The organism is Klebsiella sp. NPDC088457 (assembly GCF_044900465.1).
Taxonomy (GTDB): Bacteria; Pseudomonadota; Gammaproteobacteria; order Enterobacterales; family Enterobacteriaceae; genus Klebsiella.
On record NZ_JBJDNH010000021.1, the window covers coordinates 1 to 25,035 of the forward strand.

The window sequence follows — 25,035 nt, forward strand, 5'->3', positions numbered from 1 at the left end:
AAACACAACGATGATTACCTGAGTGCCTACGCTCATAAGGATACCATGCTGGTCCGGGAGCAACAGGCAGTCAAAGCGGGGCAGAAAATCGCTACCATGGGTAGCACCGGTACCAGCTCAACAAGATTACATTTTGAAATTCGTTACAAGGGGAAATCCGTCAACCCGCTGCAGTACTTACCGCAGCGATAATTTGGCGAAGTACGGATAAGCGGCATATCCGTTAACCGGCGCCAGGATGGTCACACCGCAGCTGCTTAGCAGATGCAAAGCGTTTCCGTCCGGGCGTCGTTTGAAGGATGTACAGCGAAGGTGCTTTGCTCAGGGATCACGGGTAGGAGCCATCTTTATGAGTCAGAATACGCTGAAAGTTCATGATTTAAATGAAGACGCGGAATTTGATGAGAACGGAGTCGAGGTTTTCGATGAGAAAGCCTTAGTAGAAGAGGAACCCAGTGATAGCGATCTGGCTGAGGAAGACCTTCTGTCGCAAGGCGCTACGCAGCGCGTGCTTGATGCGACGCAGCTCTATCTTGGTGAGATTGGTTATTCCCCACTGCTGACGGCCGAAGAAGAAGTCTATTTCGCCCGTCGCGCGTTGCGTGGTGATGTGGCTTCACGCCGCCGGATGATAGAAAGTAACCTGCGTCTGGTCGTGAAGATTGCTCGTCGTTATAGCAATCGTGGTCTGGCTCTGCTGGATCTGATTGAAGAGGGCAATCTGGGGCTGATCCGCGCGGTTGAGAAGTTTGACCCGGAACGTGGGTTCCGTTTTTCAACTTACGCGACCTGGTGGATTCGTCAGACGATTGAACGGGCGATCATGAACCAAACCCGTACCATCCGTTTGCCTATCCATATTGTTAAAGAGCTGAACGTCTATCTGCGTACCGCACGTGAGTTGTCCCATAAGCTGGACCACGAACCGAGTGCGGAAGAGATTGCCGAACAGCTGGATAAGCCGGTAGATGACGTTAGCCGTATGCTACGTCTCAACGAGCGCATTACCTCAGTGGATACACCGCTGGGCGGTGACTCGGAAAAAGCGCTGCTGGATATTCTGGCCGATGAGAAAGACAACGGTCCGGAAGACACCACGCAGGACGATGATATGAAACAAAGCATCGTTAAATGGCTGTTCGAGCTGAACGCCAAGCAGCGTGAAGTCCTGGCCCGTCGTTTTGGTCTGCTGGGTTACGAAGCCGCGACGCTTGAAGATGTTGGCCGTGAAATTGGCCTGACCCGCGAACGCGTCCGTCAGATCCAGGTTGAAGGCCTGCGCCGCCTGCGGGAGATCCTGCAAGGCCAGGGGCTGAACATCGAAGCGCTATTCCGCGAATAAGATATTTTCTCTCAAAAAGGCCCGGTCGCGCGATCGGGCCTTTTTCTTTGCCGCTACGCCTGTCTGGTCTCCTGCAGATGACGCCACAAAATAGCCCCCGCTTCTTGCCTGAATAAGACCGTCGACCAGCGCACCGTTTCATCCTGTCCGGGCAAACGCTGCGTTTCCCGATAGCTGATTACCGCGCCATCATGCCATTCGCTAAGCGTTGTCAGGCTATCGAGGGTGATGTTTAACCCTGGGCGACTGCCGCCCGCGGAGGCAAAAAAGGCGCTGACCGCCTGATGGTCCATGTAGTTTCCGCCGATGCCGATCATGGTAAAATCAGAGCTAAAGCGCGTCATCAGGGCACTTACGCTCCCCGTCCCAAGGTTTAACCAGTTTTCAATAACCACATGGGCGTCGATTGCTTCTTGTAGATATGGGTTCATCGGTTCTTCCTTTTTCGCTGCAGGCGCATCGCGATGGCCTGATTGTTAAGCGGTAAGCAATCCAGCAGGGGCACGAGAGTGACACCGGCGGCGCAGAAAAGAACCCCGTGCGATTTCCACAGCACGCTGCGCTGCTGCACAAGCTGCCGCCAGCCCCCATATCAGGGAAAAGGCGATGACCAACGTGCCGGCTGCGCTCTGCGGCGTGACGCCGATCAGCAGTATATGCCCGCCCGGATGCGGACATTTATCGATTTTTTACGCGAGAGAGTGGGTTAAAGCGTCGGGGCTGTCCGCCGCGCTTGCCGTTCGGTTCCCGGGCGCAGCGCAGCGGCGGCGCCCGGGGATGAAGGGCAGAGGAGGGGCGTTACACCAGGCTTTTCAGCCGGTAAATCCACTCCAGCGCCTGGCGCGGCGTCAGCGAATCCGGGTCGAGATGCTCCAGCGCTTCCACGGCCGGGGAGGTCTCCTCCGGTGCCGACAGCAGCGACATCTGGGTGCCGTCCACCTGGGTGGCCGCCGCGTTGGGGGAAATACTCTCCAGCTCGCGCAGCTTCTGCCGCGCGCGCTTAATCACCTCTTTGGGCACGCCGGCCAGCGCGGCAACCGCCAGACCGTAGCTCTTGCTGGCGGCGCCATCCTGAACGCTGTGCATAAAGGCGATGGTGTCGCCATGCTCCAGCGCATCCAGATGGACGTTGGCGACCCCTTCCATTTTCTCCGGCAGCTGAGTCAGCTCGAAGTAGTGGGTGGCGAACAGGGTCAGGGCCTTGATCTTATTCGCCAGGCTTTCCGCGCAGGCCCACGCTAGCGACAGACCGTCGTAGGTAGAGGTGCCGCGGCCGATTTCGTCCATCAGCACCAGGCTGTGTTCGGTGGCGTTATGCAGGATATTGGCGGTTTCGGTCATCTCCACCATAAAGGTTGAACGACCGCTGGCCAGGTCATCCGCCGCCCCGACGCGGGTAAAGATGCGATCGATCGGGCCAATCTCCACTTTTTCCGCCGGCACGTAGCTGCCGATATAGGCCAGCAGCGCGATCAGCGCGGTCTGACGCATATAGGTACTTTTACCGCCCATATTCGGGCCGGTAATGATCAACATTCGGCGCTGCGGGGCCAGGTTGAGCGGGTTGGCGATAAACGGCTCTTTCAGCACCTGCTCAACCACCGGGTGGCGGCCTTCGCTGATACGGATGCCCGGTTTATCGCTAAAGGTCGGGCAGCAGTAGTTCAGGGTCTCCGCCCGTTCGGCGAGGTTGACCAGCACATCCAGCTCCGCCAGCGCGCTGGCGCTTTGCTGCAGGTCGGCAAGGTGCGGCAGCAGCATATCGAACAGCTGGTCGTAGAGCTGTTTCTCCAGCGCCAGCGCTTTCCCTTTCGAGGTCAGGACCTTGTCTTCATACTCCTTCAGTTCCGGAATAATATAGCGCTCGGCGTTTTTCAGCGTCTGGCGACGGACGTAGTGAATCGGCGCGTGCTGGCTTTGCCCGCGACTGATCTGAATGTAGTAACCGTGGACGGCGTTGTAGCCGACCTTCAGGGTATCCAGCCCCAGACGCTCGCGTTCGCGAATTTCCAGCTTATCGAGATAGTCCGTGGCGCCATCCGCCAGCGCCCGCCATTCGTCGAGCTCTGCATGGTAACCGGGGGCAATCACCCCGCCGTCGCGCACCAGCACCGGCGGCGCTTCGATAATCGCGCGTTCCAGCAGGTCACGCAGTTCGCTGAACTCGCCCATTTTTTCGCGCAGCTGCTGCACCGGCGCGCAACTGATGTCGGCCAGCATTCCGCGCAGCTCCGGCAACTGCTGGAAGGCATGACGCATGCGGGCGAGGTCGCGCGGGCGGGCGGTACGCAGCGCCAGCCGCGCCAGAATACGTTCCAGATCGCCCACCTGGCGCAGTACCGGTTGCAGCTCGGTATAGCGCTCCTGCAGCGCGCCGATCGTTTGCTGACGCTCGACGAGGATGGCGGTGTCGCGCACCGGCATATGCAGCCAGCGCTTGAGCATGCGACTGCCCATCGGGGTTACGGTGCAGTCGAGCACCGAAGCCAGCGTATTATCGAAGCCGCCGGCCAGATTTTGGCTAATCTCCAGGTTACGCCGGGTGGCGGCATCCATGATGATGCTGTCCTGCTGGCGCTCCATGGTGATGGAACGAATATGCGGCAGCGAGGTGCGCTGGGTATCTTTGACATACTGCAGCAGGCAGCCCGCGGCGCACAGGCCGCGCGGCGCGTTTTCGACGCCGAAACCGACCAGGTCGCGGGTACCAAATTGTAAATTCAGCTGCTGACGCGCGGTGTCGATTTCAAACTCCCACAGCGGGCGACGGCGCAGGCCGCGGCGGCCTTCGATCAGCGCGGACTCGGCAAAATCTTCGGCGTACAGCAGCTCAGCCGGATTGGTGCGCTGCAGCTCCGCCGCCATGGTTTCGCGGTCGGCCGGCTCGCTCAGGCGAAAACGCCCGGAGCTGATATCGAGGGTCGCATAGCCAAAGCCTTTGCTGTCCTGCCAGATGGCGGCCAGCAGGTTATCCTGACGTTCCTGCAACAGCGCTTCGTCGCTGATGGTGCCGGGAGTCACGATGCGCACCACTTTACGTTCGACCGGCCCCTTGGTGGTGGCCGGGTCGCCAATTTGTTCGCAAATGGCCACCGACTCGCCCTGGTTTACCAGACGGGCGAGGTAGTTTTCCACCGCATGATGGGGGATCCCGGCCATCGGGATCGGCTCGCCCGCCGAGGCGCCGCGTTTGGTCAGCGAGATATCGAGCAGCTGCGAGGCTCGTTTGGCATCGTCATAAAACAGCTCGTAAAAGTCCCCCATGCGATAGAACAGCAGGATCTCCGGGTGCTGAGCTTTCAGCTTGAGGTACTGCTGCATCATCGGGGTATGGGCGTCGAGATTATCGATTGTACTCATAGGGTATTATCCAGGTCCCTGATTCTTAATGAATTGCGATCTTTTTGTTTTCGTTGTTATCACATTGAGGGGACATCATAACGGAGATAGGTATTTCAGGGAAAGTGACGATATGCGCGGCTGCGATCCTCATTCCGTCTCTACAGGGGACGAGCACCGCATGGATACTCGTCCCGCCGGGATTATGGCGCGAGGTAGACCTGGGGGATGGCGAGATCCGGATGTTGGCCCATCCGCACCTCGGCACCGTACCAGCGGGCGATCACCGGCTGCCGGATAACCTCCTGCGGCGTGCCCTGCGCCACCAGTTTCCCCTGATGCAGTAGCAGAATACGGTCAGCCCACAGCGCGGCGAGGTTCAGATCGTGCAGCACCACGCAGACGTGTAGCTGCCCGCCGCGGGTCAGCCGTTTTAGCAGACGCAGCAGGTGCTGTTGATAATACAGGTCCAGCGCTGACGTCGGCTCGTCGAGAAAGAGCCATCCCTGGGGCGTCTCTTCCCGCCACAGCTGGGCGAGGCTACGGGCCAGCTGCACCCGCTGCTGCTCGCCGCCGGAGAGCGAAGGGTAGCGTCTGCCCGCCAGATGGTCGCAGCCGGTTTCGACCATCACCTGTTGGATCATCTGCGGGTCCGGGGTTTTGCCCCACGGCGAGCGCCCCATGGCGACGACCGTCTCGACGAGCCAGTCGGCGTGGAGCTGCGTACTTTGCAGCATCACCGCCCGGCGACGGGAGAGCGCCTCCGAAGACCAGCTTTCCAGCGGACGGCCTTCGATGTGGCGCTCGCCGTGGTCGGGGGTTAAAAAGCCGGTCAGCAGCCGCAGTAGCGTCGATTTTCCCGCCCCGTTGGGGCCAATCAGCGCCACCATCTCCCCGGCGTGCAGCTCGACGGAGACATCATCGATCGCCAGACGTTTGCCGAGCCGCAGCGAGAGCGAACGGGCGATACAGGCGGTATCACGGTTATCCATAGGTCGCCCTCTGCTGGCGGAAAATAAGCCACAAAAACCACGGTGCGCCGAGCAGGCTGGTCAAAAGACCGACCGGCATTTCGGCAGGCGCGGCGACGGTGCGGGCGAGGGTATCGGCCAGCAGTAATAATATCGCTCCGGCCAGCAGCGAACCGGGCACGAGGCCGCGGTGGTCCGGCCCCAGCCACATCCGCATCAGGTGCGGAACCACCAGGCCAATGAAGCCAATCACTCCGCTAATCGCCACCGAGGACGCCACCAGCAGTGCGCTGCACAGCAGAAGCAGCCGCTGCAATGCCCGGACGTTAATGCCAAGATAGTGCGCTTCCTCATCGCCAAGCTGCAGCAGATTGAGACGCGAGGCCATCAGCCACACCACTGCCGAGGCCGGGATCATTAAGGTTGCCGCCACCAGCAGCGTGGACCACTCCGCCTGGCCGAGGCTGCCCATGCCCCACAGTGACATCTGACGCAGCTGGGTGTCGTTGCTGATCCAGGCCAGCACCCCGACCAGGGCGGCGCACAGCGCGTTAATGGCGATACCGACCAGCAGCAGGCGCGATAACGAACCATCGCGGGCTCTGCTCAGGATAAAAATCACCACCATCACCGCCATGCTGCCGATAAACGCGGCCAGCATCGGCGCATACAGCGCCACCAGCACCGGTACCGACAGCGGGAGCACCAGCCAGCAGGCGACCGCCAGCGCCGCGCCGCTGCTGATGCCTAGCAGCCCCGGGTCGGCGAGCGGGTTGCGAAATAGCCCCTGCATCACGCAGCCCGAGAGCGCCAGCGCCGCCCCGACCAGCAGGGCCAGCAGCACGCGCGGCAGACGGATGGTCAGCCAGATATGGCGCAGAACCTCATCCCCGGAGGGCCACAGGCTGGCGAGCGGTAGACGCATCGCGCCGAGGGTTGTGGCGAACAGCGTCAGCGCCAGCAGCAACAGCGCCATCAGCCACAGAGAGCGAGAGGGGGCGGAGCGCATCAGGGGAGCTGCTCCGCTTTTTGCCTCAGCTGGCTCACCGCCTGCGGGGTCCGCGGCCCGAAGCCGAGCAGGGCCATATCGTCAATGACCAGCACCTGCTTATGGCGACCGGCAGGCGTTTGCGCCAGCCCGGGCAGTTTCCACAGTCCGGCTTCACCACCCATCCCTTTCAGGCCATCGGCGGAGATCACCACCAGGTCCGGCAGACTGGCAATGACCCCTTCCTGAGACATGCTGCGGTAGTGGTCAAAGTCCTGCATCGCATTTTGCAAACCGGCAGCCTGAATGGCCCCGTCCGCCGCGGTCTGTTTCCCGGCGACCAGGGTGTTCATGCCACCGTGGCTGAGAATAAACAGCACTCGTTTGTTAAGCGGCTGCGACGGCAGCCTGGCGATCTGTTCATCTACGGCGTGGCGTAACGCGTCGCCTTGCGCCTTTTTCCCCAGGGCATCGGCGACCACGGCGATTTTTTTATCAATTGCCGCCATGTCGTAACCACCCGGGATATTGACCACTTTCACCCGACTCTCCTGCACCTTTTGCAGCACCAGAGAGGGCTGGGCCTGAGCGCTTGCCAGCACCAGCGTCGGGCGCAAAGAGAGGATCCCTTCGGCATTCAGCTGGCGTAGATAGCCGACGTCCGGCAGCGATTGCGCGGCGGCCGGCCAGGTGCTGGTGCTGTCTTTGGCGACCAGCTGCCGCTGGGCATCGAGGGCGTAAACAATTTCCGTGACGTCGCCGCCGAGAGAGATGATGCGTTCTGCGGCGGCGTGAACGAACAGCGGAAAGGCGGCGATCAGCATCAACCAGCGTTTCATGCGATCTGTCCTTCCGTGGTCAGGCGGTCAACCTGGCTGCGCCACAGATCCTGCTCCGGATGACCTTCGCTTCGCTGGCCGTACAGCTGGGCGATTTGCGTCCCGTCCTGGGCAAACAGCTCAACGCTGGTCACGTGGCCATCCGCGGTCGGTTTCCGCGTCACCCAGATTTCGTCAATGCTGTCTTCGCGCAGATGCAGGGTAAAGGTGGGGTTGAAAATATTGAGCCAGCCGCGCATCGGCACCAGTTTTTCGAGGGCGCCGGTGAAAATTTGCACGCAGCCGCGGTTACCGACGAAGATCATGATTTCATTCCCCGCTTCGCGGATGGTTTCCAGCAGGCGGGGCAGGGCCTCATTGTCAACCCGGCAGGCAAGGTCGTCGCCGACCAGGCGGAAAGCCTGCTGACGAGAGAGGTTATATTTTCTCAACAGGCCGAAGAACTGATGGACGTCGGTCATCGCGCGCCATTCGCTTTCCAGCGCCGCGCCATCGGCGGTATCGGCATAGCGGGCGGCATCGGCCGGTCGAATGGTCAGCGCTGCCGGCTCGGTTTGGCTATGTTCGGCAAGCAGCGTATCCCACGCCGCCATATCGGTTTGGCTGGTGGCATAGACTTTCAGCAGCGCGTCGCCGTGCGGGTCAAAGAACTGGATGCTCTGGCGGCCGTTATCGCTCAGGTGGAAGGCGCTGGCCCACTGGCTGAGGAACAGGCGCAGATCGAGCGCGCGCGGGTTCAGTACCAGCCCGGCGTGGCCGCTGAGGTGCTGGTGGGTAAACTGGCCCACCTGCTCATGTACCGCATATTCATTCCGGCAGATGCATTTGGTTTCGCCAACCTTCTCCAGCGCGGCGATGATGGCCCGCACGTCGTCCTGCAGGCGTATGGCGTCGTGGCCCACGCGGGCGGCGGTTAATTCCGCTTCGCTAATCCCCATTGCGGCGGCGATATCGCGGGCGTATTTCGCGGAAGACTGTGCTTTAGTCGTCAGATAGCGCTGCCATAGCGGGTTGTGTGGCTGTTGAACGTCTTGCATGATTCACATCCTTCTCTACGATGAGTTTCCCCGGCCGGGGGCCGGGGTGCAGGTTTATGCCCATCTCTTGCAAAATGCAGGGGGGGCTGCATCCTGAAAGCTATTGGCTCTCTTATTAGCGCGATCAGAAATCGACGTTGACCCCCAGCTGCCAGGTCCGGCCAGGCATCACCGCCAGCGCTTTGTCGTTAGCGTCCTGATTGGTGGCGGTCTCAATGTTGCGGCTGCTCAGATAATCCCAGTATTTACGATCGGTGATGTTGTAAACGCCGCCGTTCAGCCGCACGTTTTTCGCCACCTGCCACCAGGCTGTCCAGTCCAGCATGCCGTAGCCAGGTACACGCATATATTCGCTGGTGGAGTCGGTAATGGCGGAACCGGTATTGTTATAGCTCTCCCGGTTGGTCGCGGTCGCCCGCTTGCCTTTAACAAAGGTCGCGGTCAGGGCGGTACCGTAGCGTTTCGCCGGGTCATCCCATGCCACGCCGGCGATCGCTTTCATCGGGGCGACGCTATCGAGGTCGACATATTTGTCGCCGCTGTAGCTGGATTTCGATTTCCCTTCGCTATAGCCATAGGCCAGCGTCGCGCTCAAACCGTTAACCTCTTCAAACCAGGTGCCAAAGTTGAATTTAGCGCTGATTTCGCCGCCGTAGATATAGGCTTTGTCGCGGTTTTCCGCCTGATAGATGGTGTAGATGTTCGATGGAACGTTGGCGAACTCCGCCGGGTTGTTGGCGCGGGTATAGCGGGTATAGGCGATAAAGTTCTTGTAGCTGTTGTAGAACAGCGCGGTACGCATAGTAATGCCTTCCGTGACTTCGCCCTTCATGCCCCATTCGAAGTTATCGCTGGTTTCTGTTTTCAGGTCGGTATTACCGATCAGCGCATACTGCTGACTTCCGGCATAGCTGGAGCCAAGGTTCCAGGAACCGTACAGCTGGCTGGCGTTCGGGAACTGCGCGCCACGCTGGTACTGCAGGTAGGTCATCAGGCGTGGGGCGATGTCGTACTGGAAGGTCAACGAGGGCAGAACCTGGGTGTCGGAATTCTTGCCGTACAGAGTAGCCACCGAAGATTCGCTCAAGACGCTGCTGTTGGCGGTCAGGTCGGAGAGGTTCTCCGGTTTGGTGGACTGATGCACCACGCGCACGCCGGGAATGACGGCGAAGTTGTGGCTATCGAGATCGAAGTTGATCTTATCCTGTACGAAGCCGGCGACGGTGTAGCCGCGGCTGTCCGCTTCCGGCTGCATGATTTCGCTGTAGATGCTCGGGATCGGCGACTGGCTGAACGGGCGCTGGGTTTTCGTGGTGCTGGCGTTAAAACCGGCGCTCAGGTCGTGGCGGCCCACGGATTTCGCCAGCGCGGTCTGGAAGCCCCAGGTGTCGGTATCATAGTTGGAATTGACCGTCTCCATCGAACCGGTGGTGCTGTCCGGCATCCAGGTCCAGTCGTGGGCTTCGGTATGCTGGTAGTAGACTTTGGTTGAGACGCTGTCGATATAGTCATTCAGCGGCGTCCAGTCGTCTTTCAGGCTCAGCCCCCAGCGGCGGGTCTGGCTGGTCTGGGTGGCATCGCCAATCGTGCTGTTACCGCTGTTATCCCAGGTGTCGTAATGAGTATGGTTAGTTTTATGGTAGTAATCGAAGGTGCTGGTGAACTTATGTTCGTCGTTCGGTTGCCAGATCCCGGAGGCCATAAACGCATCGGAGTGCCAGTTGGCCGGGTAAGCATCTACCGTGCCGCTGTTATTTTCCGTTTCCTGACCGTCGCGGCGGCTGTAGACGAAGATCCCGCGCAGGGTCTCATCGCCGCCGGCCACCGTGACGCCGTTGTGCCAGCTGCGGTCCGCGGAATCGTAGCCGCTCTGGTAACCAAAGGCGCTGGTTTTGCCCGGACGCAGATAATCATCCGCCGATTTGGGGCGGAAGGAGACGTTACCGCCAATCGAACTGTTGGCGGTTTCGGTGGAGGTGGCGCCGGACTGAATATCGACGCTGCCGTACATATATGGGTCGATGTAATCACGGCCGATGCCGAAGGTGTTGAGGCCGGCGCGACTCACATAGCTACGGCCGGTAGCGTCCGGCTGGGCGATGCCGTCGACGTCGATGCCGACGCGGTTGCTTTCCATACCGCGAATGTTGTACCCGGTATAGCCGCCGCGGTCGAAGCCGCTTTTGCCATTACCCGAGCCGCCGCTGGCGCCGGTGGCGCTGATAAGGGGTTCATACCGCATGATGGAACCAAAATCTTTGGCGCCTTTATCCTGTAGCTCCTGAGCGCTTACCGAATGCTCGCTGCCTGCTTTGAGCGCAGGAGCGGGCGCCGTCACCGTCATCTGTTCGCTGGTATCGGCTAAAGTCTCGTTGGTAGGAGCTGTGGTGCTGGTGGTATCAGCCGCCCCGGCGGTGGTCTGATACATTGCTGCGAGCAACGAAGTCACCAGCAGGCTTTTCTTAAACCAGGCCGGTGATTGAGTGGATTTATACATAGTAGCCACGCCTTGATCATTATTAGTATCGGCTCACGCGTTACTTCCAGAGTTGTCGATTCACCCCGTTATTTCCCTTCGTGGATGGACTCATTCCTTTTTTTGCGAATACTAATGATAACCATTTCTATTTGCAACAAAATCATCAAATCTCCATTTTTTATTCATAAATTTGATTACAATTCGGCTTAAAAATTAACGATCCTGATAATCGGGGTAAGAAAGCACTATGAGTAAGCAAGCCATTACCATCACCTACTGCTCACAATGTAACTGGATGCTGCGCGCCAGCTGGATGGCTCAGGAGCTGCTGCACACCTTCAGTACCGATATTGGCTCGGTGACGCTGGTCCCCGGCACCGGGGGGATCTTCACCATTACCGCAGGGGAGGTGACCGTCTGGGAGCGCAAACAGGATAACGGTTTCCCGGATGCCGCCGAGCTGAAGCGCCGGGTGCGCGATGTCTGCTTCCCGGAAAAATCGCTGGGCCACGTGGATAAGCCGGCTGACCCGATATAAGCCGCCGGGAAAAACGGCTGCGTCACGCCCTTTAAAGGTGTATTATTTCTGCATCTTTAATGGTGAGGAGGGGCCATGGCGGGGAAACGTATCGATCGTGAAAAAAAGACTATTCGCCGCATGATCGCGCTCTATCAGCGGCGCTGCCCGCAGGCGCAGGCCGATGTGGAGCACTATCTGGCACTCAACGCCTACGCCGATAAGCGACTGGATAAATGTATTTTTGGCGAAGAGAAACCGGCCTGTAAGCAGTGCCCGGTGCACTGCTACCAGCCGGCGAAACGCGAAGAGATGAAGCAGATCATGCGCTGGGCGGGGCCGCGGATGCTCTGGCGTCACCCGATACTCACCTTGCGCCATCTGCTGGATGATAAACGCCCGGTTCCCGAACTCCCGGAGAAATACCGGCCGAAAAAGTAGCCGCTGCGGGAGCGAACTCTGCGCTTCGTCACCCGACGCTGCGCTTGGCCGGGCTACCATCGCGTTTACCCGGCCTACAGGCCGCCCGAATACGCCTCCGTCTTATGGTCACGTATTGACGTCGCAATAAAGGTGATGACAAACAGCACGGTAAACAGCACCACAATCGTCGGCGCCGGGGCGCTGTCGAGATAAAACGACAGCCAGACGCCGGCAAAAGAACAGCTGACGGCGATGCCCACCGCCAGCAGCAGCGCGCTGATGAAACGCCGGGTAAGCAGCAGGGCAATGGCGCCGGGGGCAATCAGCAGCGAGATCGACAGGATAATCCCTACCGATTTTAGCGTCGCCACGATGGTCAGGGCGATCATGCACAGCAGCCCATAGTGCAGTACGCCGCAGCGCAATCCGCTGGCTTTCGCCTGATGCGGATCGAAGGCGTGCAGCAGAAAGTCGCGCCATTTCAGCCCAATAATCGCCGCAATAAGCAGCGCTATCGCCGATGTTTGCCCGATATCGCTGGCGGAAATCCCCAGCATATCGCCGAACAGAATATGGTCGAGATGGACTTCAGACTGAATGGCGACATACAGCACCAGACCGGCGCCAAACATCCCGGAAAAGACAATCCCCATAATCGTATCGCGCTTAATGCGGCTGTTATCGTCGAGATAACCGGTGGCGATGGCGCAGAAGAGCCCGGCGATAAAGGCGCCGATAGCGAACGGAATACCGATAATGTACGCCACCACCACTCCGGGAAACACCGCGTGACTCATGGCATCGCCCATCAACGCCCAGCCTTTCAACACCAGGAACACCGACAGCAGCGCGCAGGGGACGGCGACGATAACCGACACCAGCATGGCGTTGACCATAAATGAAAACTGGAAGGGTTCAAGAAGCGAGTTCAGCAGCATGAGGCCTCCCTGGCGCGACGGCGGCTGGCCAGCAGGCCATGCTTCGGCGCGAAAACGAAGGTGATTAAAAACAGCAGGGTCTGCGCCACGACGATAATACCGCCGGTCGCGCCGTCGAGATAGTAGCTGAGCCAGGCGCCGAAAAAGCTGGTCAGGCTACCGATGGCGACCGCAATGGCCAGCAGACGCGGGAAGCGGTCGGTCAACAGCCAGGCCGTCGCGCCGGGGGTGACCACCAGGCAAATGACCAGAAAGGCGCCCACCGTTTGCAGCGCCGCGACGGTACAGGCCGCCAGCAGGGTGAAGAACAGCAGCTTGAGCGCGCCGGTATTCAGACCGATGGAGCGGGCATGACTTTCATCGAAAAAGGTCACCATCAGATCTTTCCATTTCAGCAGCAGCAGAGTCATGGAAATCACCCCGATGGCCGCCAGCTGAATAATATCCTCCGGGGCAATAGCCAGAATATTACCGAGGATAATGGTCTGAATATTCACCGAGGTTGGGTTGAGCGAGACCATAAACAGCCCGATGCCGAAGAACGACGAGAAAATCAGGCCGATAATGGCATCCTCTTTGAGCTTCGAGCGCTGATTGAGAAACAGCATACTGCCCGCCGCCAGCCCGCCGGAGAGAAACGCCCCGAGGGCGAAGGGCAGGCCGAGCATATAGGCGCCCGCCACTCCCGGAACGATGGAGTGGGAGAGGGCATCGCCAATCAGCGACCAGCCTTTGAGCATCAGGTAGCAGGAGAGAAAGGCGCAGACGCCGCCCACCAGCGCCGAGACCCACATCGCATTCAGCATATACTGGTAGCCGAACGGCTCGATTAGCCAGCTCATCTTTTGCCTCCTGCCGCCCGACGGCTGATAAACGGCCGCTCATCATCGGTGATAATCCGCTCTTCTCCGCCGTTGAGCACCACGTGGCGCAATACGCCGCTAAAGGCGAGTTCGAGGTTCTCGGCGGTAAAGGTGCTCTCCGTGGGGCCGCTGGCCAGCACGGTGCCTTTGACCATCACCGTGTAGTCGCAAAACTCGCTCACCGACCCGAGATTATGGGTTGAGACCAGCATCGTGCAGCCTTCATCGCGCAGCTCGCGCAACAGGGCGATGATTCGCGCCTCGGTCTGCACGTCTACGCCGGTGAACGGCTCGTCCAGCAGAATCACTTTGCCCTGCTGGGCGATGGCGCGAGCGAGAAACACCCGTTTTTTCTGCCCGCCGGACAGTTCGCCGATTTGCCGGTGGCGGTAGTCGCTCATGCCCACGCGGGCCAGCGCCGCGTCGACAATCTCCCGATCGTCGGCTTTGGCCCGCCGCAGCCAGCCCATGTGCCCGTAGCGGCCCATCATGACGACGTCTTCCACCAGCACCGGGAAAGACCAGTCGACATCCTCGGACTGCGGGACATAGGCCACCAGGTTCTGGCGCAGCGCGCGATTAACCGGCTGGCCGAGTATGGCAATCTCACCGCGGGCCACGCGGACGAAACCCATCAGCGCTTTAAACAGGGTGGATTTACCCGACCCGTTGACCCCCACCAGCGCGGCAATCGAACCGCGCGGCACGCTGAAGGTCGCATCGCGCAGCGCCGTATGGCCGTTGCGATAGGTGACGCTGACCTGGTTGACCTCCAGACCCGCTAGCTCTGCGCTCATGACTGTTTCCTCAGGCCGTCGTTGATCCCCTGGACGATGGTTTGCGTGGTGACGCGCAGCAGATCCAGGTAGGTCGGCACCGGGCCATCGGCGGCGCTCAACGAGTCAACATATAAAACGCCGCCGTAGTGGGCGCCCGCTTCCCGCGCCACCTGGCGCGCGGGTTTATCAGAGATGGTGCTTTCGCTGAAGATGGTCGGGATATGCTCCTTCTTCATGGTGTCGATGGTCTGGCGCACCTGCTGCGGCGTGCCCTGCTGATCGGCGTTGATTGGCCACAGATAGCGCTCTTTCAGTCCATTATCACGCGCCAGATAGGAGAACGCGCCTTCGCTGGTCACCAGCCAGCGTTTTTCTTCCGGCAGTTTTGCCAGTTCCGCCTTCAGCGGCGCCATGGTCTGGCGGATTTTCTCCTGGTAGGCCGCTGCGTTCTGGCGATAGGTAGCGGCGTTCGCCGGATCGTACTTCACCAGCGCATCGCGAATATTGTCGACGTAGATCAGGGCATTATCCGCCGACATCCACGCATGCGGATTAGGCTTACCGTTATAAGGCCCCTCGCTAATCCCCATCGGCTGAATGCCGGCGCTGACCACCACTTCCGGCACCCCGTTCAGGTGCTGATAAAAACGGGCGAACCATAGCTCAAGGTTCAGGCCGTTGGTGAGGATCAGCTGTGCCCCCTGGGCGCGCTTAATATCGCCCGGGGTGGGCTGGTATTCGTGGATCTCGGCCCCGGGTTTGGTGATCGAGCTGACCTGCGCCGCCTCGCCGGCGACGTTTTGCGCCATATCGGCAATCACCGTAAAGGTGGTGATCACTTTAAATTTCTCGTTGGCCTGCGCCGGGGCGATCGCCAGCAGCGTCAGCAGAGCGGTAAAAATCAGGTGTTTCAGAGCCGGCAGGTGGAGCATAGGATCCCTCGCATCGGTATGGTGAATTAATCATCTGTTATAGCCAGTGCTATGTTATATAGCATAGGCTATTTATAAATGAAAATGATTATTATTTAGATAGGGGCGAATGATAAGGTCGGGAAGTGAGTCAGGGGCCGGGAAAAGAGGGACGATAGGGTGAAAATGGCGGCGTTAGCGCCTTATCCGGGCCACGCGAACCGCTGCGGTTCCGTCGCCCGGACGAGGCATCGCGCCGTTAAGCGCGGGTGGCAATCAGAATAGCGGAAGCTTTGATCAGCGCCAGCACGCGGCTGCCCTGAGCCAGCTTCATCTCGTCCTGGCTTTCATTGGTGACGACGGCCACAATCTCAAAACCGGCGTCGGTCTGAATATGGACCGTCGCATTGACGGCACCTTCGGTGACACGGGTGACGCTGCCGGCAAACTGGTTGCGGGCGGAGAACTTCAGGCCACAATCCTCGGTGGCGAGGGTCACCCACGGCGCTTTAATCAGCGCGATGGCTTCTTTACCGGTGACCAGACCCAGCGCTTCCTTGCTGCTGTGGGTGACGATCGCCACCAGCTTCGCGCCGCCGGTCAGCGTCAGTTCAACTTCATCGTTGACCGCGCCGGTGGCGACGGCGCTGACCGTGCCGGTCAGTTGGTTACGTGCTGATACCGCCATAATATCTCCTTGTGTGGCTGATTGAGTGACTCGCGAATTTATACTAGCTCATTCTTGTTAATACCCAAACGTTTCATCCGGGAAAGGAGGGGGGGATTGACGGCGGCAGCGCCCCGGAAAACGATATCGTGGCGATCCGCGAGCTGCGTCCCGAGCGCCTGCCGATCGTCGATGCCACCGATATGGGACTTAACCCCGGCGAAATCCGCCTTATCGACCCGGACGATATTGCGGAGATGTTTATGCTGACTACCCACAATATGCCGCTTAACTATCTGATCGATCAGTTGAAAGAGGACGTGGGCGCGGTGATTTTTTTAGGCATTCAGCCGGATATCGTGTTTTTATTACCCGCTGACCGAACCGGTTAACGCGGCCGTCGAAGAGGTTTACCGCGCGTTGCGCGCCTGGCAGGAACAGGGCGGCTTCGCGCCGCTGGAAGCGGCGGCGGAGACGGGTTTCCCCGGCCCGCGCTGACGCTTAGCCGGGCTACGGGGATGGTGCCCTTACGCCAGATCCTCGCCGTTGCTGGCAATCACCTTCTTGTACCACCAGAACGACTTCTTACGTTTGCGCGCAAGGGTGCCGCGGCCGGCATCGTCGCGGTCAACGTAGATAAAGCCGTAGCGCTTGCTCATCTCGCCGGTTGAGGCGGAAACCAGATCGATGCAGCCCCAGCTGGTGTAGCCCAGCACCGGAATACCGTCTTCGATGGCGTCGCGCATCGCTTTAATATGCTCGCGCAGATAGCTAATGCGGTAATCATCGTTAATCTCGCCGTTGGCGTCGATCTCATCCCGGGCGCCGAGGCCGTTTTCCACGAGGAACAGCGGCTTCTGATAGCGGTCATACATCATATTCATGGTGATACGCAGGCCGAGCGGATCAATGCCCCAGCCCCATTCGCTGGCCTGAATATGCGGGTTCTTCAACGATTTGACGATATTAGCCGCGTTGGTATTGCTGGCGTTCATCTCCGCCGAAGCGCAGCGCGAGGCGTAATAGCTGAAAGAGACGAAATCGACGGTATTTTTCAGGATCTCGTCATCGCCCGGCGCTTTGGCAATGGTGACCCCTTTTTCGCGGAATACCCGCGCCGCCCATACCGGGTAGGCGCCGCGCGCCTGGACGTCGATAAAGAACAGGTTTTCGCGATCTTTCTCCAGCGCCATCCACACATCCTCCGGCTTACAGGAGTAAGGGTAGAAATTGCCGCCCGCCAGCATACAGCCCACCTGGTTTTGCGGGTTCACCTCATGGGCGATTTTGGTCGCCAGCGCGCTGGCCACCAGTTCGTGGTGCGCAGCCTGGTATTTCACCTGCTCCTGATTCTCACCCTCTTCAAACACCAGCCCGGCGCCGGAGAACGGACTATGCAGCATGATGTTGATTTCATTAAAGGTCAGCCAGTATTTCACCAACCCGTCGAAGGCTTCAAAACAGGTACGGGCGTAGCGGGTAAAGAACTCTACCATCTTACGATTGCGCCAGGAGCCGTATTCGGTGACCAGATGCATCGGGACGTCGAAGTGGCACAGGGTGACCAGCGGCTCGATGCCGTGCTTTTTGCACTCCGCGAACAGTGCCCGATAGAAGGCGATACCTTCCGGGTTGGGCTGCAGCTCGTCGCCGTTCGGGTACAGGCGGCTCCAGGCGATGGAGGTGCGGAACACGCTAAAGCCCATCTCCGCCATCAGGGCAATATCTTCTTGATAACGATGATAGAAATCGATCGCCTCGTGGCTCGGGTAAAACTCATCTTCCCGCAGCTGAAAACGCTTCTCCAGCCCCAGCTTAACCGGCATCCGGTTCGCGCCGTGGGGGATCGTATCAACGGTGGTCAATCCTTTACCGCCTTCCCGCCAGGCGCCTTCAGCCTGGTTGGCGGCGATAGCGCCACCCCATAAAAATCCCTGTGGAAAAGTCGACATGCGTTACCTCAATTTCAATTCAATAGTGTTCAGACGGGTGATGCTTCGGTGGCGATCTGGCGCTGTCTGGCATCGGCGGCGGCCTCTTCGAGCGGAATATCTTCAAAGCCGAGCAGCAGGGTGAGCACGAAGGAGAGCACCACCGCCAGCGCCATCACGCCGAAGACCCAGACGATAGTCATCGGATTGGCCGGATCGAAGAACTGGACGCTGGTGAACAGGCCCGGCGCCGCCATGGAATGGCTGGCAAGCCCGGCAATACCGGCCACCGCGCCGCTGATAAAGCCGCTAATCAGGCTGGCGATCAGCGGACGTTTCAGTCTGACCGCCACGCCATACAGCGCCGGTTCGGAGATCCCGGCCAGAATGGCCGAGGCCGCCGCCGCCAGCGCCGTCTGGCGCAGTTCCGGGTTTTTGGTCTTCCATGCCACCGCCAGCGATGAGCCGCCCAGCGACAGGTTGGCGCCGATTTCCGACGGCATAACCATCCCTTCTTTACCGGTTTCGGCAATGGTCTGAATAATCGTCGGAGTAAAGACGCGGTGCATCCCGGTCATCACCAGCAGCGGCCACAGGGCGCCCATAATCGCCACCGACAGCCAGCCGAGATAGCTATGAATGGTATATACCAGCGCGGAGATGGCGCTGCCGATCCAGATCCCGAGCGGGCCAATCAACAGGATGGCCAGCGGCGCGGCGATCAGCACGATCAGCATCGGTTTGAGGAAGTTTTTGGTGACCGCCGGCGTGATGCGATCGACCCAACGTTCGATCCAGGAGAGGCACCAGGTCATCACCAGCGCCGGAATAACGGTGTAGGTGTATTTTACCGCCGTCACCGGGATAAAGGCGAATTCGACGTGCTCGCCCTCGGCGGCTTTCGCCATCAGCTCGATAAAGCTCGGGTGCACCAGCACCCCGGCAATCGCGATCGCCAGCGACATATTAGTTTTGAACTTCACCGCCGCGGAGGCGGCGACCATCAGCGGCAGGAAGAAAAAGGCTCCGTCGCCGATGACGGTCAGGATGGTGAGAGTGGGGGAGCCCTTAGGCAGCACCCCGGTCATCTCGAGGATCATCGCCAGCAGTTTGACCATCGATCCGCCGATAATGGCCGGGATCAGCGGTGACATGGTGCCGATCAGCGCGTCGAGGATCCCGGCGCCGATGCGTCTTAAGGTCAGCGGCGGTTTGCCCTGCGGTTCCTCCGGGCGCATGTCCCCCGGCAGCAGGCTGACCACTTCGCTGAACGCCTGCGATACCGTGTTGCCGATGATCACCTGGCACTGGTTATCGCTACGTACCACGCCAAGCACGCCTTTCAGGCTTTTCAGCGTGGCGCTATCCACCTGCGCATGATCTTTGACCACAAAGCGCAGACGGGTCATGCAGTGGGTGACCGCCGTGACGTTATCAACCCCGCCTATCGCCGTCAGAATTTGTTTTGCCAGGGCGGCATAATTTTTAGACATCGGTTTTATCCTGTTTAATCAATAGGGTACTGGCTTGTTATCGCACCGTAAAACGGCGTGTCAGGGTACATACGTAGGAAACCGGTTCCACAAAATCATGATGAGTTTCATTGATTCATACAAGATCTAAAAAAATCAGTTTTCAAATTTGTGATTTTGATCGCTTTGTCGCCCGGAGAAGAAACCACGGGGCGCGCATCGGAAAGCTGTAAAACGGCGAGGCGTGCAGTACACTGCGAACATCTTGAGTAACAGGAAGAACAACATGGCAACGATGCTGGAGGTGGCGAAGCGCGCGGGAGTGTCGAAGGCGACCGTTTCCCGGGTGCTGTCGGGCAACGGCTATGTCAGCCAGGAGACGAAAGATCGCGTGTTCCAGGCGGTGGCGGAAAGCGGCTACCGGCCTAATCTGCTGGCCCGCAACCTCGCCACCAAAAAGAGCCAGACCCTGGGACTGGTGGTGACGAACACCCTCTATCACGGGGTCTATTTTAGCGAGCTGCTGTTTCACGTCGCGCGGATGACCGAAGACAGGGGGCGGCAGCTGATTCTGGCCGATGGTAAGCACAGCGCACAGGAGGAGCGCGAGGCGATTCAGTACCTGCTCGATCTGCGCTGCGATGCGATTATCATCTACCCGCGCTTTCTTAGCGTCGATGAGATGGACGCGATCGTCGAGAATCAGTCGCAGCCGATTATGGTGCTTAACCGGCGCCTGCGGCGCAACGCCAGCCACTGCGTCTGGTCCGATCAAAAAGCCTCGGCCTTTGCGGCGGTGGAGAAACTCATTACTCACGGTCATCGCGACATCGCGTTTATTACCGGCTCGCTGGATTCTCCCACCGGCATTGAGCGTCTCTCCGGCTACAAAGATGCGCTGACGCAGCACGGGATTACGCTCAATAACGAGCTGATTGTTGAAGGGAAATGGACGCCGGAAACCGGCGCCGCCGGGGTTGAAACCCTGCGTCAGCGTAACGCCCGCTTCAGCGCGCTGGTGGCGAGCAACGACGACATGGCGATTGGCGCGATGAAGCAGCTGCATCAGCACGGCGTGAAGGTGCCGGAGCAGGTGTCGGTGATTGGCTTCGATGATATCGTGCTGGCGCCCTATATGGTCCCGGCGCTCTCCAGCGTCAAAATACCGGTGACGGAAATGATCAAAGAGAGCATTAACCGGCTGATCTTTATGCTCGACGGCGGCGATCTAAAATACCAGCAAACCTTCCCCGGCGAGCTGATTGAACGTGACTCGATAGCCGCAGGCCCCTTCGCCTGACATCGTCATCTGTCATCGTCAGATGTGACGATGACAGAACTTAGCTGGTTAATCTCCTTTATTATCATTGTGATAAAAAATGGAACGTATTATGCCTCCTCCGCGGCGTAACCTTCTTACTGCTGGAGAAATGGATGAACCGTTTCATTATCGCCGACGCCAGTAAATGCATCGGTTGCAAAACCTGCGTGGTCGCCTGCCCTGGCGCGACAGAGAACTGGATCTGGCTGCGGGCTGGCTGCGATGGCTCGCGATTGCGCCACCGCGCGCGGGATCGCGACCCTGGCCTTTAGCGGCGGCGGGGTGCTGCACAACCGGCTGCTGGTCTCCCGATTGACGTTTTATCTGGCGGATTTTACTCTGCTATTTCCGCAGCGGTTGCCTGCCGGAGATGGGGCAACCGCATTCGGTCAGGCGGTTGTCGCCGCCGCTCGCTGGCAGGCTCATAGGATATAACCATGATAGTGACGATTTTACGCCAGCAGCCGCGCGCCGCGGCGCTGGTGGTGGGACTGATTCTGGCAAATCTGCTGGCCTGGGGTTGGGCGTGGCAGGCGTTTGGCGACAGCGGCGCGCTGATGGCCGCCAGTCTGCTGGCCTGGGGATACGGACTGCGCCACGCCGTCGATGCCGATCATATTGCGGCGATTGACAGCGTGACCCGCAAAATGATGCAGCAGGGACGCAGGCCGTTTGCCGTCGGGGCCTGGTTTTCGCTAGGCCACTCGTCGATCGTGGTGCTGGCCTCGGCGGCCATTGCCGCCACCGCTACCGCCTTCGGCCAGCATATGAGCTGGTTTCATGATACCGGCAGCGCGATCGGCACCGCGGTATCGGCGCTGTTTTTATTGCTGATGGCGCTGATCAATCTGGTGATTTTGCGTGGCGTCTGGCGTAGTTTTCAGGTCTTCAAGCAAGGCGGCAAGGTGAGCGATGAGCTCGTGGCGAGCGGCGGGATGATGAGCTGGCTGTTTGGCAAGACCTTTCGCCTGATTAGCCGTAGCTGGCAGATGTATCTGGTGGGCTTTCTGTTCGGCCTCGGGTTTGATACCGCCACTGAAATCGGCGTGCTGGGCATTTCCGCCGCCGGCGCGTCGAGCGGGATCGCTATCTGGTCAATCATGGTCTTTCCGGCGCTGTTTGCCAGCGGCATGGCGCTGGTGGATACCCTCGATAATGTGCTGATGGTCGGCGCTTACGGCTGGGCGTTCAGTAAGCCGCAGCGCAAGCTCTATTACAATATGACCATCACCGGTACCTCGGTGGTGGTGGCGTTATTTATCGGCGGCCTGGAAGCGCTGGGGCTGCTGATGGACAAGTTTGCCCTCAGCGGCGGCGTCTGGCGCTGGGTTGGCGCGCTCAATGATAACCTTGGCGACGCCGGTTTTGTGGTCATCGGGCTATTTGTCACCTGCTGGGGGCTGTCGGTGCTCAATTACCGCTGGCACGGGTACGATGATCTGGCGCATTGAACGAAATATTCCCGGGTCGCGCTGGGCCCACCCCGGCTACCAGGCTACGGCTCTGTGCCGTTCGGTAGCCCGGGCAAGGCGTTGACGCCGCGACCCGGATTAGGTGGTTAACGCGCCAGCTGTTTGAGCAGGGCGAAGGCCTCTTTCATCCGGTCTTCGCTGACGACAAAGGCGTGCAGCTGGTTGTCGGCAGCAACGCCTTTGGCGACTAACCCCTCTTTCGCGGCAACAATATGCCACGTCAGATCCTCCCGCCGCGTATCGCCTGCCAGGTGCAGCGGTAAATCTGGCGTTTTGACCTTCACCAGCATCGGCGGCAGCGTCAGTTCGCCAGGCTGCGCCAGCAGATTTTTAGCGAGGCACATCGCGCTGAGCAAAATCGGCTGCAGGAAGGGCAGCACCATACCGTTAATTTCCGCGCAGTCGCCGAGGGCGTAAATCGCCGGATGGCTGCTGCACAGGTGACTGTCGACCACCACGCCGCGATTGATGTTAAGACCTGCCCGCTGGGCCAGCGCGGTGTCAGGGCGCAGGCCGGCGGCGGCCACCACCGCATCCACGGTGAGAGCCCGCTGGCGGTCGACGCTGACGCGGATACCGTCGGCAGTCTGCTCCAGCCCTTCGAGCTGGGTTTTCAGCATCAGATGCACGCCCATCCCGGTCAGGCGATGCTGCAGACGGCTGCTGACCTCCGGCGGCATCAGCGCTGACAGCACGCTGGCGGAATTGTCGACCACCGTCACCGCTTTACCGGCGCGACAGAAATCCATCGCCAGCTCGCAGCCGATCAGCCCGCCGCCGACGATCAGTACGCGACCGGCGTCGCGCAGCTGGCTTTGCGCCGCGCCATATTCGCGCTGGCTGTTGAGGGTCAACATCAGCTCGCGCCCCGGTACCGGCGGAATAAACGGCGTCGCGCCCGTCGCCAGCACCAGCTTATCGTAGCGCCATGCGCGATCCTGGCTTTTCACCACTTTCGCCCCGGCGTCGATGTCGCTGACCCAGGTATGGGGGAACAGACGCAGGTTGTACTGTTCGGCGAATGCGCCAGCCGTTTGCAGGGTCAGGTCATCGGCGCTTTGCCCGCGGCTGACCACATGGCTGAGGTCCGGTTTGTTGTACTCATCCATGCTATCGGCGGCGATCAGCGTCAGCGGAATTTGCGTATCCTGCTTGCGGATATTTTTCACCAGCTGGCGGGCCGCGAAGCCCGAGCCGATGATCACGATGCCATCACTCATTTTGCCTCCGTTGCCAGGACATCAAAGACCTCTTTGCCGAGAGAGCATTCCGGGCACAGGAAGCTATCCGGGACCTCGCTCCACGGCGTACCCGGCTGCACGTCCTGGTTCGGTTCGCCTGTCGCCGGATCGTAAATCCACTGGCAGACGCTGCACTGCATCGATGGGCCAAGGTCGGCCGCGGTGGCGGCTGCACTGGCGCAGGCTTCCTGCTGCGGCGCGGGAATGGTTTCAGCGACCGGCAGCGGGGAGAGGGCCCACTGGCGGGCGATTTCACGCCCGTGTTCGCGACACAGTTCCAGCGCGTTCATATCCGGGCGCCATTTCGCTTTCAGGCTGAGGGACATTTCAAAACCGGCATCCTGTAAACGGGTGGACAGGCGGTCTACCGCACCGCCGCTCCAGCCGTGGGAACCAAAGGCGCTGGCGCGTTTGTTGCGAAAACGCAGGCCGGTCATCTCTTCCACCAGGCCGGCGATTTTCGGCATCATCACGTTGTTCATGGTGGAGGTGCCCACCAGCACGCCTTTCGATCGGAATACGTTGGTCAGAATGTCGTTTTTATCGCTGCGGGCAACGTTAAAGATTTTCACCGCCACCCGTGGGTCAACGTCGGTAATCCCCTGGGCGATAGCGTCGGCCATCATGCGAGTGTTGTTCGACATGGTGTCGTAGAAAATGGTAATCCGGTCTTCCTGATAATCGGCGGCCCATTTCAGATACAGCTCAACGATCTGCGTCGGGTTGTCGCGCCACACCACGCCATGGGAGGTGGCAATCATATCCACCGGCAGATTGAAGCCGAGGATCTCGGTAATTTTTGGCGTCACCAGCCGGCTGAACGGCGTCAGGATATTGGCGTAGTAGCGCTGGCACTGTTCGAACAGCTCGCTCTGATCGACTTCGTCGTTAAACAGATGTTCGTCGCAGTAGTGCTGGCCGAAGGCGTCGTTGCTGAACAGCACCGCGTCGCCGGTCATGTAGGTCATCATGCTGTCCGGCCAGTGCAGCATCGGCGTTTCGACGAAGATCAGCTGTTTGCCATTACCGATGTCGAGGCTGTCGCCGGTTTTTACCACCTTGAAATTCCATTCCGGGTGATGGTGGTGGCCGGTAATGGAGTCGATGGCGTTCGCGGTGCAGTAAATCGGGGTGTCCGGGATGCTGTTCATCAGTTCGGTCAGCGCGCCGGCATGGTCCTCTTCCGCATGGTTAATGATGATGTAGTCGATATCGGCGAGATCGATTTCGCTACGCAGGTTCTGCACGAACTCGCGGCTGAATTTATGATCTACGGTATCGATCAGCACATTTTTTTCTTCACGGATGAGATAGCTGTTATAGCTGCTGCCGCGCAGCGTTTTATATTCCGTCCCGTGGAAATCACGCACTTCCCAGTCACGTTGGCCAACCCAATGAATGTTATTTTTAACCAGAATAGACATAGCAACCTCAATTAATTCAGCGTGTTCAAATAAGATGTCTTGCTTATATCAAGTTGCGTGCCAACTTTTTAATTTATTGAT

General features: G+C 59.4%; 22 protein-coding genes and 3 pseudogenes. 9 read left to right on the plus strand and 16 right to left on the minus strand.

What is annotated here, in order from left to right:
• A partial coding sequence (locus ACI2JR_RS14685) for a peptidoglycan DD-metalloendopeptidase family protein (protein ID WP_462478854.1) occupies positions 1–192 on the plus strand: 192 nt, incomplete at its 5' end.
• A 157-nt stretch (positions 193–349) separates the two neighbouring features.
• Positions 350–1,342, plus strand: a complete 993-nt coding sequence (rpoS, locus tag ACI2JR_RS14690; RefSeq protein ID WP_004866938.1) for an RNA polymerase sigma factor RpoS — start codon at positions 350–352, stop codon at positions 1,340–1,342.
• A gap of 53 nt (positions 1,343–1,395) precedes the next feature.
• On the opposite strand, the gene ACI2JR_RS14695 is transcribed toward rpoS, so the two are convergent.
• From ACI2JR_RS14695 to ACI2JR_RS14725, 7 genes are all read right to left on the minus strand, one after another.
• The gene (locus tag ACI2JR_RS14695) at positions 1,396–1,773 is read right to left on the minus strand and encodes a DUF4440 domain-containing protein (RefSeq protein ID WP_462478855.1); all 378 of its coding nucleotides are present in this window, start codon (positions 1,771–1,773) and stop codon (positions 1,396–1,398) included.
• Between the two features lie 367 nt (positions 1,774–2,140).
• Positions 2,141–4,702: a DNA mismatch repair protein MutS gene (gene mutS / locus ACI2JR_RS14700; protein ID WP_132730441.1), complete on the minus strand. Its 2,562-nt coding sequence runs from the start codon at positions 4,700–4,702 to the stop codon at positions 2,141–2,143.
• Positions 4,703–4,884: 182 nt separating this feature from the next.
• Complete coding sequence (locus tag ACI2JR_RS14705; protein ID WP_462478856.1) at positions 4,885–5,673, minus strand: heme ABC transporter ATP-binding protein; 789 nt, start codon at positions 5,671–5,673, stop codon at positions 4,885–4,887.
• The gene (locus ACI2JR_RS14710) at positions 5,666–6,661 is read right to left on the minus strand and encodes a FecCD family ABC transporter permease (RefSeq protein WP_132730439.1); all 996 of its coding nucleotides are present in this window, start codon (positions 6,659–6,661) and stop codon (positions 5,666–5,668) included. Before ACI2JR_RS14710 ends, ACI2JR_RS14705 begins: the two co-directional genes overlap by 8 nt.
• Positions 6,661–7,479, minus strand: a complete 819-nt coding sequence (locus ACI2JR_RS14715; RefSeq protein ID WP_462478857.1) for a hemin ABC transporter substrate-binding protein — start codon at positions 7,477–7,479, stop codon at positions 6,661–6,663. The genes ACI2JR_RS14710 and ACI2JR_RS14715 overlap by 1 nt, the downstream gene beginning before the upstream one ends.
• Positions 7,476–8,516 carry a hemin-degrading factor gene (locus ACI2JR_RS14720; protein ID WP_132730437.1) on the minus strand — a complete coding sequence of 347 codons (1,041 nt, stop codon included), beginning with the start codon at positions 8,514–8,516 and terminating at the stop codon, positions 7,476–7,478. Before ACI2JR_RS14720 ends, ACI2JR_RS14715 begins: the two co-directional genes overlap by 4 nt.
• A 124-nt stretch (positions 8,517–8,640) precedes the next feature.
• Positions 8,641–11,013 carry a TonB-dependent receptor domain-containing protein gene (locus tag ACI2JR_RS14725; protein WP_462478858.1) on the minus strand — a complete coding sequence of 791 codons (2,373 nt, stop codon included), beginning with the start codon at positions 11,011–11,013 and terminating at the stop codon, positions 8,641–8,643.
• Positions 11,014–11,242: 229 nt separating this feature from the next.
• Between ACI2JR_RS14725 and ACI2JR_RS14730 the strand changes: the two genes are divergently transcribed.
• Together ACI2JR_RS14730 and ACI2JR_RS14735 are read left to right on the plus strand one after the other, a co-directional pair.
• On the plus strand, positions 11,243–11,533 hold the full coding sequence (locus tag ACI2JR_RS14730; protein ID WP_462478859.1) for a SelT/SelW/SelH family protein: 291 nt from the start codon (positions 11,243–11,245) through the stop codon (positions 11,531–11,533).
• A gap of 75 nt (positions 11,534–11,608) precedes the next feature.
• On the plus strand, positions 11,609–11,953 hold the full coding sequence (locus ACI2JR_RS14735; RefSeq protein ID WP_132730434.1) for a nitrous oxide-stimulated promoter family protein: 345 nt from the start codon (positions 11,609–11,611) through the stop codon (positions 11,951–11,953).
• 74 nt (positions 11,954–12,027) lie between these two features.
• Here the strand turns inward: ACI2JR_RS14735 and sitD are convergent, their stop codons facing one another.
• The 5 genes from sitD to ACI2JR_RS14760 all read right to left on the minus strand — a co-directional run bounded on the left by sitD (position 12,028) and on the right by ACI2JR_RS14760 (position 16,114).
• Complete coding sequence (gene sitD / locus ACI2JR_RS14740; RefSeq protein WP_462478896.1) at positions 12,028–12,870, minus strand: iron/manganese ABC transporter permease subunit SitD; 843 nt, start codon at positions 12,868–12,870, stop codon at positions 12,028–12,030.
• Positions 12,864–13,715 carry an iron/manganese ABC transporter permease subunit SitC gene (sitC, locus tag ACI2JR_RS14745; protein WP_132730433.1) on the minus strand — a complete coding sequence of 284 codons (852 nt, stop codon included), beginning with the start codon at positions 13,713–13,715 and terminating at the stop codon, positions 12,864–12,866. The genes sitD and sitC overlap by 7 nt, the downstream gene beginning before the upstream one ends.
• Positions 13,712–14,533, minus strand: a complete 822-nt coding sequence (locus tag ACI2JR_RS14750) for a manganese/iron ABC transporter ATP-binding protein (RefSeq protein ID WP_462478860.1) — start codon at positions 14,531–14,533, stop codon at positions 13,712–13,714. The genes sitC and ACI2JR_RS14750 overlap by 4 nt, the downstream gene beginning before the upstream one ends.
• Positions 14,530–15,447: a metal ABC transporter substrate-binding protein gene (locus ACI2JR_RS14755; RefSeq protein WP_132730431.1), complete on the minus strand. Its 918-nt coding sequence runs from the start codon at positions 15,445–15,447 to the stop codon at positions 14,530–14,532. The genes ACI2JR_RS14750 and ACI2JR_RS14755 overlap by 4 nt, the downstream gene beginning before the upstream one ends.
• A gap of 238 nt (positions 15,448–15,685) precedes the next feature.
• Complete coding sequence (locus tag ACI2JR_RS14760) at positions 15,686–16,114, minus strand: TOBE domain-containing protein (RefSeq protein WP_132730430.1); 429 nt, start codon at positions 16,112–16,114, stop codon at positions 15,686–15,688.
• 50 nt (positions 16,115–16,164) lie between these two features.
• On the opposite strand from ACI2JR_RS14760, the pseudogene hycI reads away from it, so the two are divergent.
• A pseudogene (hycI, locus tag ACI2JR_RS14765) lies at positions 16,165–16,591 on the plus strand (hydrogenase maturation peptidase HycI).
• 29 nt (positions 16,592–16,620) lie between these two features.
• Here the strand turns inward: hycI and ACI2JR_RS14770 are convergent.
• Positions 16,621–18,045: a 6-phospho-beta-glucosidase gene (locus tag ACI2JR_RS14770; protein WP_132730429.1), complete on the minus strand. Its 1,425-nt coding sequence runs from the start codon at positions 18,043–18,045 to the stop codon at positions 16,621–16,623.
• Between the two features lie 29 nt (positions 18,046–18,074).
• Positions 18,075–19,517 carry a PTS cellobiose/arbutin/salicin transporter subunit IIBC gene (gene ascF, locus ACI2JR_RS14775; protein ID WP_462478861.1) on the minus strand — a complete coding sequence of 481 codons (1,443 nt, stop codon included), beginning with the start codon at positions 19,515–19,517 and terminating at the stop codon, positions 18,075–18,077.
• A gap of 265 nt (positions 19,518–19,782) precedes the next feature.
• Here ascF and ACI2JR_RS14780 point away from each other — a divergent pair, with 265 nt between their 5' ends.
• From ACI2JR_RS14780 to ACI2JR_RS14795, 4 genes and pseudogenes are all read left to right on the plus strand, one after another.
• Positions 19,783–20,796 (plus strand): LacI family DNA-binding transcriptional regulator, encoded by a 1,014-nt coding sequence (locus ACI2JR_RS14780; protein WP_462478862.1) that lies wholly within the window; start codon positions 19,783–19,785, stop codon positions 20,794–20,796.
• 134 nt (positions 20,797–20,930) lie between these two features.
• Positions 20,931–20,996, plus strand: a pseudogene (locus ACI2JR_RS14785) (4Fe-4S binding protein); the annotation flags it as partial.
• A pseudogene (locus ACI2JR_RS14790) lies at positions 20,965–21,252 on the plus strand (carbamoyltransferase HypF); the annotation flags it as partial. The pseudogenes ACI2JR_RS14785 and ACI2JR_RS14790, both read left to right, overlap by 32 nt.
• Positions 21,253–21,254: 2 nt before the next feature.
• On the plus strand, positions 21,255–22,268 hold the full coding sequence (locus ACI2JR_RS14795; protein ID WP_462478863.1) for a HoxN/HupN/NixA family nickel/cobalt transporter: 1,014 nt from the start codon (positions 21,255–21,257) through the stop codon (positions 22,266–22,268).
• A 107-nt stretch (positions 22,269–22,375) separates the two neighbouring features.
• Here ACI2JR_RS14795 and norW read toward each other — a convergent pair whose 3' ends face one another.
• Both norW and norV read right to left on the minus strand, forming a co-directional pair.
• Entirely contained in the window at positions 22,376–23,509 is a 1,134-nt protein-coding gene (gene norW, locus ACI2JR_RS14800; RefSeq protein WP_132730425.1) for an NADH:flavorubredoxin reductase NorW, read from the minus strand.
• Positions 23,506–24,954 carry an anaerobic nitric oxide reductase flavorubredoxin gene (gene norV, locus ACI2JR_RS14805; protein ID WP_462478864.1) on the minus strand — a complete coding sequence of 483 codons (1,449 nt, stop codon included), beginning with the start codon at positions 24,952–24,954 and terminating at the stop codon, positions 23,506–23,508. The genes norW and norV overlap by 4 nt, the downstream gene beginning before the upstream one ends.
• Between the last annotated feature and the right edge of the window lie 81 nt (positions 24,955–25,035).

Excerpts from the sequence above, each read along its gene's own strand:
- rpoS (WP_004866938.1), top strand. The coding sequence starts at position 350 with ATGAGTCAGAATACGCTGAAAGTTCATGATTTAAATGAAGACGCGGAA.
- ACI2JR_RS14695 (WP_462478855.1), bottom strand. The coding sequence starts at position 1,773 with ATGAACCCATATCTACAAGAAGCAATCGACGCCCATGTGGTTATTGAA.
- mutS (WP_132730441.1), bottom strand. The coding sequence starts at position 4,702 with ATGAGTACAATCGATAATCTCGACGCCCATACCCCGATGATGCAGCAG.
- ACI2JR_RS14705 (WP_462478856.1), bottom strand. The coding sequence starts at position 5,673 with ATGGATAACCGTGATACCGCCTGTATCGCCCGTTCGCTCTCGCTGCGG.
- ACI2JR_RS14710 (WP_132730439.1), bottom strand. The coding sequence starts at position 6,661 with ATGCGCTCCGCCCCCTCTCGCTCTCTGTGGCTGATGGCGCTGTTGCTG.
- ACI2JR_RS14715 (WP_462478857.1), bottom strand. The coding sequence starts at position 7,479 with ATGAAACGCTGGTTGATGCTGATCGCCGCCTTTCCGCTGTTCGTTCAC.
- ACI2JR_RS14720 (WP_132730437.1), bottom strand. The coding sequence starts at position 8,516 with ATGCAAGACGTTCAACAGCCACACAACCCGCTATGGCAGCGCTATCTG.
- ACI2JR_RS14725 (WP_462478858.1), bottom strand. The coding sequence starts at position 11,013 with ATGTATAAATCCACTCAATCACCGGCCTGGTTTAAGAAAAGCCTGCTG.
- ACI2JR_RS14730 (WP_462478859.1), top strand. The coding sequence starts at position 11,243 with ATGAGTAAGCAAGCCATTACCATCACCTACTGCTCACAATGTAACTGG.
- ACI2JR_RS14735 (WP_132730434.1), top strand. The coding sequence starts at position 11,609 with ATGGCGGGGAAACGTATCGATCGTGAAAAAAAGACTATTCGCCGCATG.
- sitC (WP_132730433.1), bottom strand. The coding sequence starts at position 13,715 with ATGAGCTGGCTAATCGAGCCGTTCGGCTACCAGTATATGCTGAATGCG.
- ACI2JR_RS14750 (WP_462478860.1), bottom strand. The coding sequence starts at position 14,533 with ATGAGCGCAGAGCTAGCGGGTCTGGAGGTCAACCAGGTCAGCGTCACC.
- ACI2JR_RS14755 (WP_132730431.1), bottom strand. The coding sequence starts at position 15,447 with ATGCTCCACCTGCCGGCTCTGAAACACCTGATTTTTACCGCTCTGCTG.
- ACI2JR_RS14760 (WP_132730430.1), bottom strand. The coding sequence starts at position 16,114 with ATGGCGGTATCAGCACGTAACCAACTGACCGGCACGGTCAGCGCCGTC.
- ACI2JR_RS14770 (WP_132730429.1), bottom strand. The coding sequence starts at position 18,045 with ATGTCGACTTTTCCACAGGGATTTTTATGGGGTGGCGCTATCGCCGCC.
- ascF (WP_462478861.1), bottom strand. The coding sequence starts at position 19,517 with ATGTCTAAAAATTATGCCGCCCTGGCAAAACAAATTCTGACGGCGATA.
- ACI2JR_RS14780 (WP_462478862.1), top strand. The coding sequence starts at position 19,783 with ATGGCAACGATGCTGGAGGTGGCGAAGCGCGCGGGAGTGTCGAAGGCG.
- ACI2JR_RS14795 (WP_462478863.1), top strand. The coding sequence starts at position 21,255 with ATGATAGTGACGATTTTACGCCAGCAGCCGCGCGCCGCGGCGCTGGTG.
- norW (WP_132730425.1), bottom strand. The coding sequence starts at position 23,509 with ATGAGTGATGGCATCGTGATCATCGGCTCGGGCTTCGCGGCCCGCCAG.
- norV (WP_462478864.1), bottom strand. The coding sequence starts at position 24,954 with ATGTCTATTCTGGTTAAAAATAACATTCATTGGGTTGGCCAACGTGAC.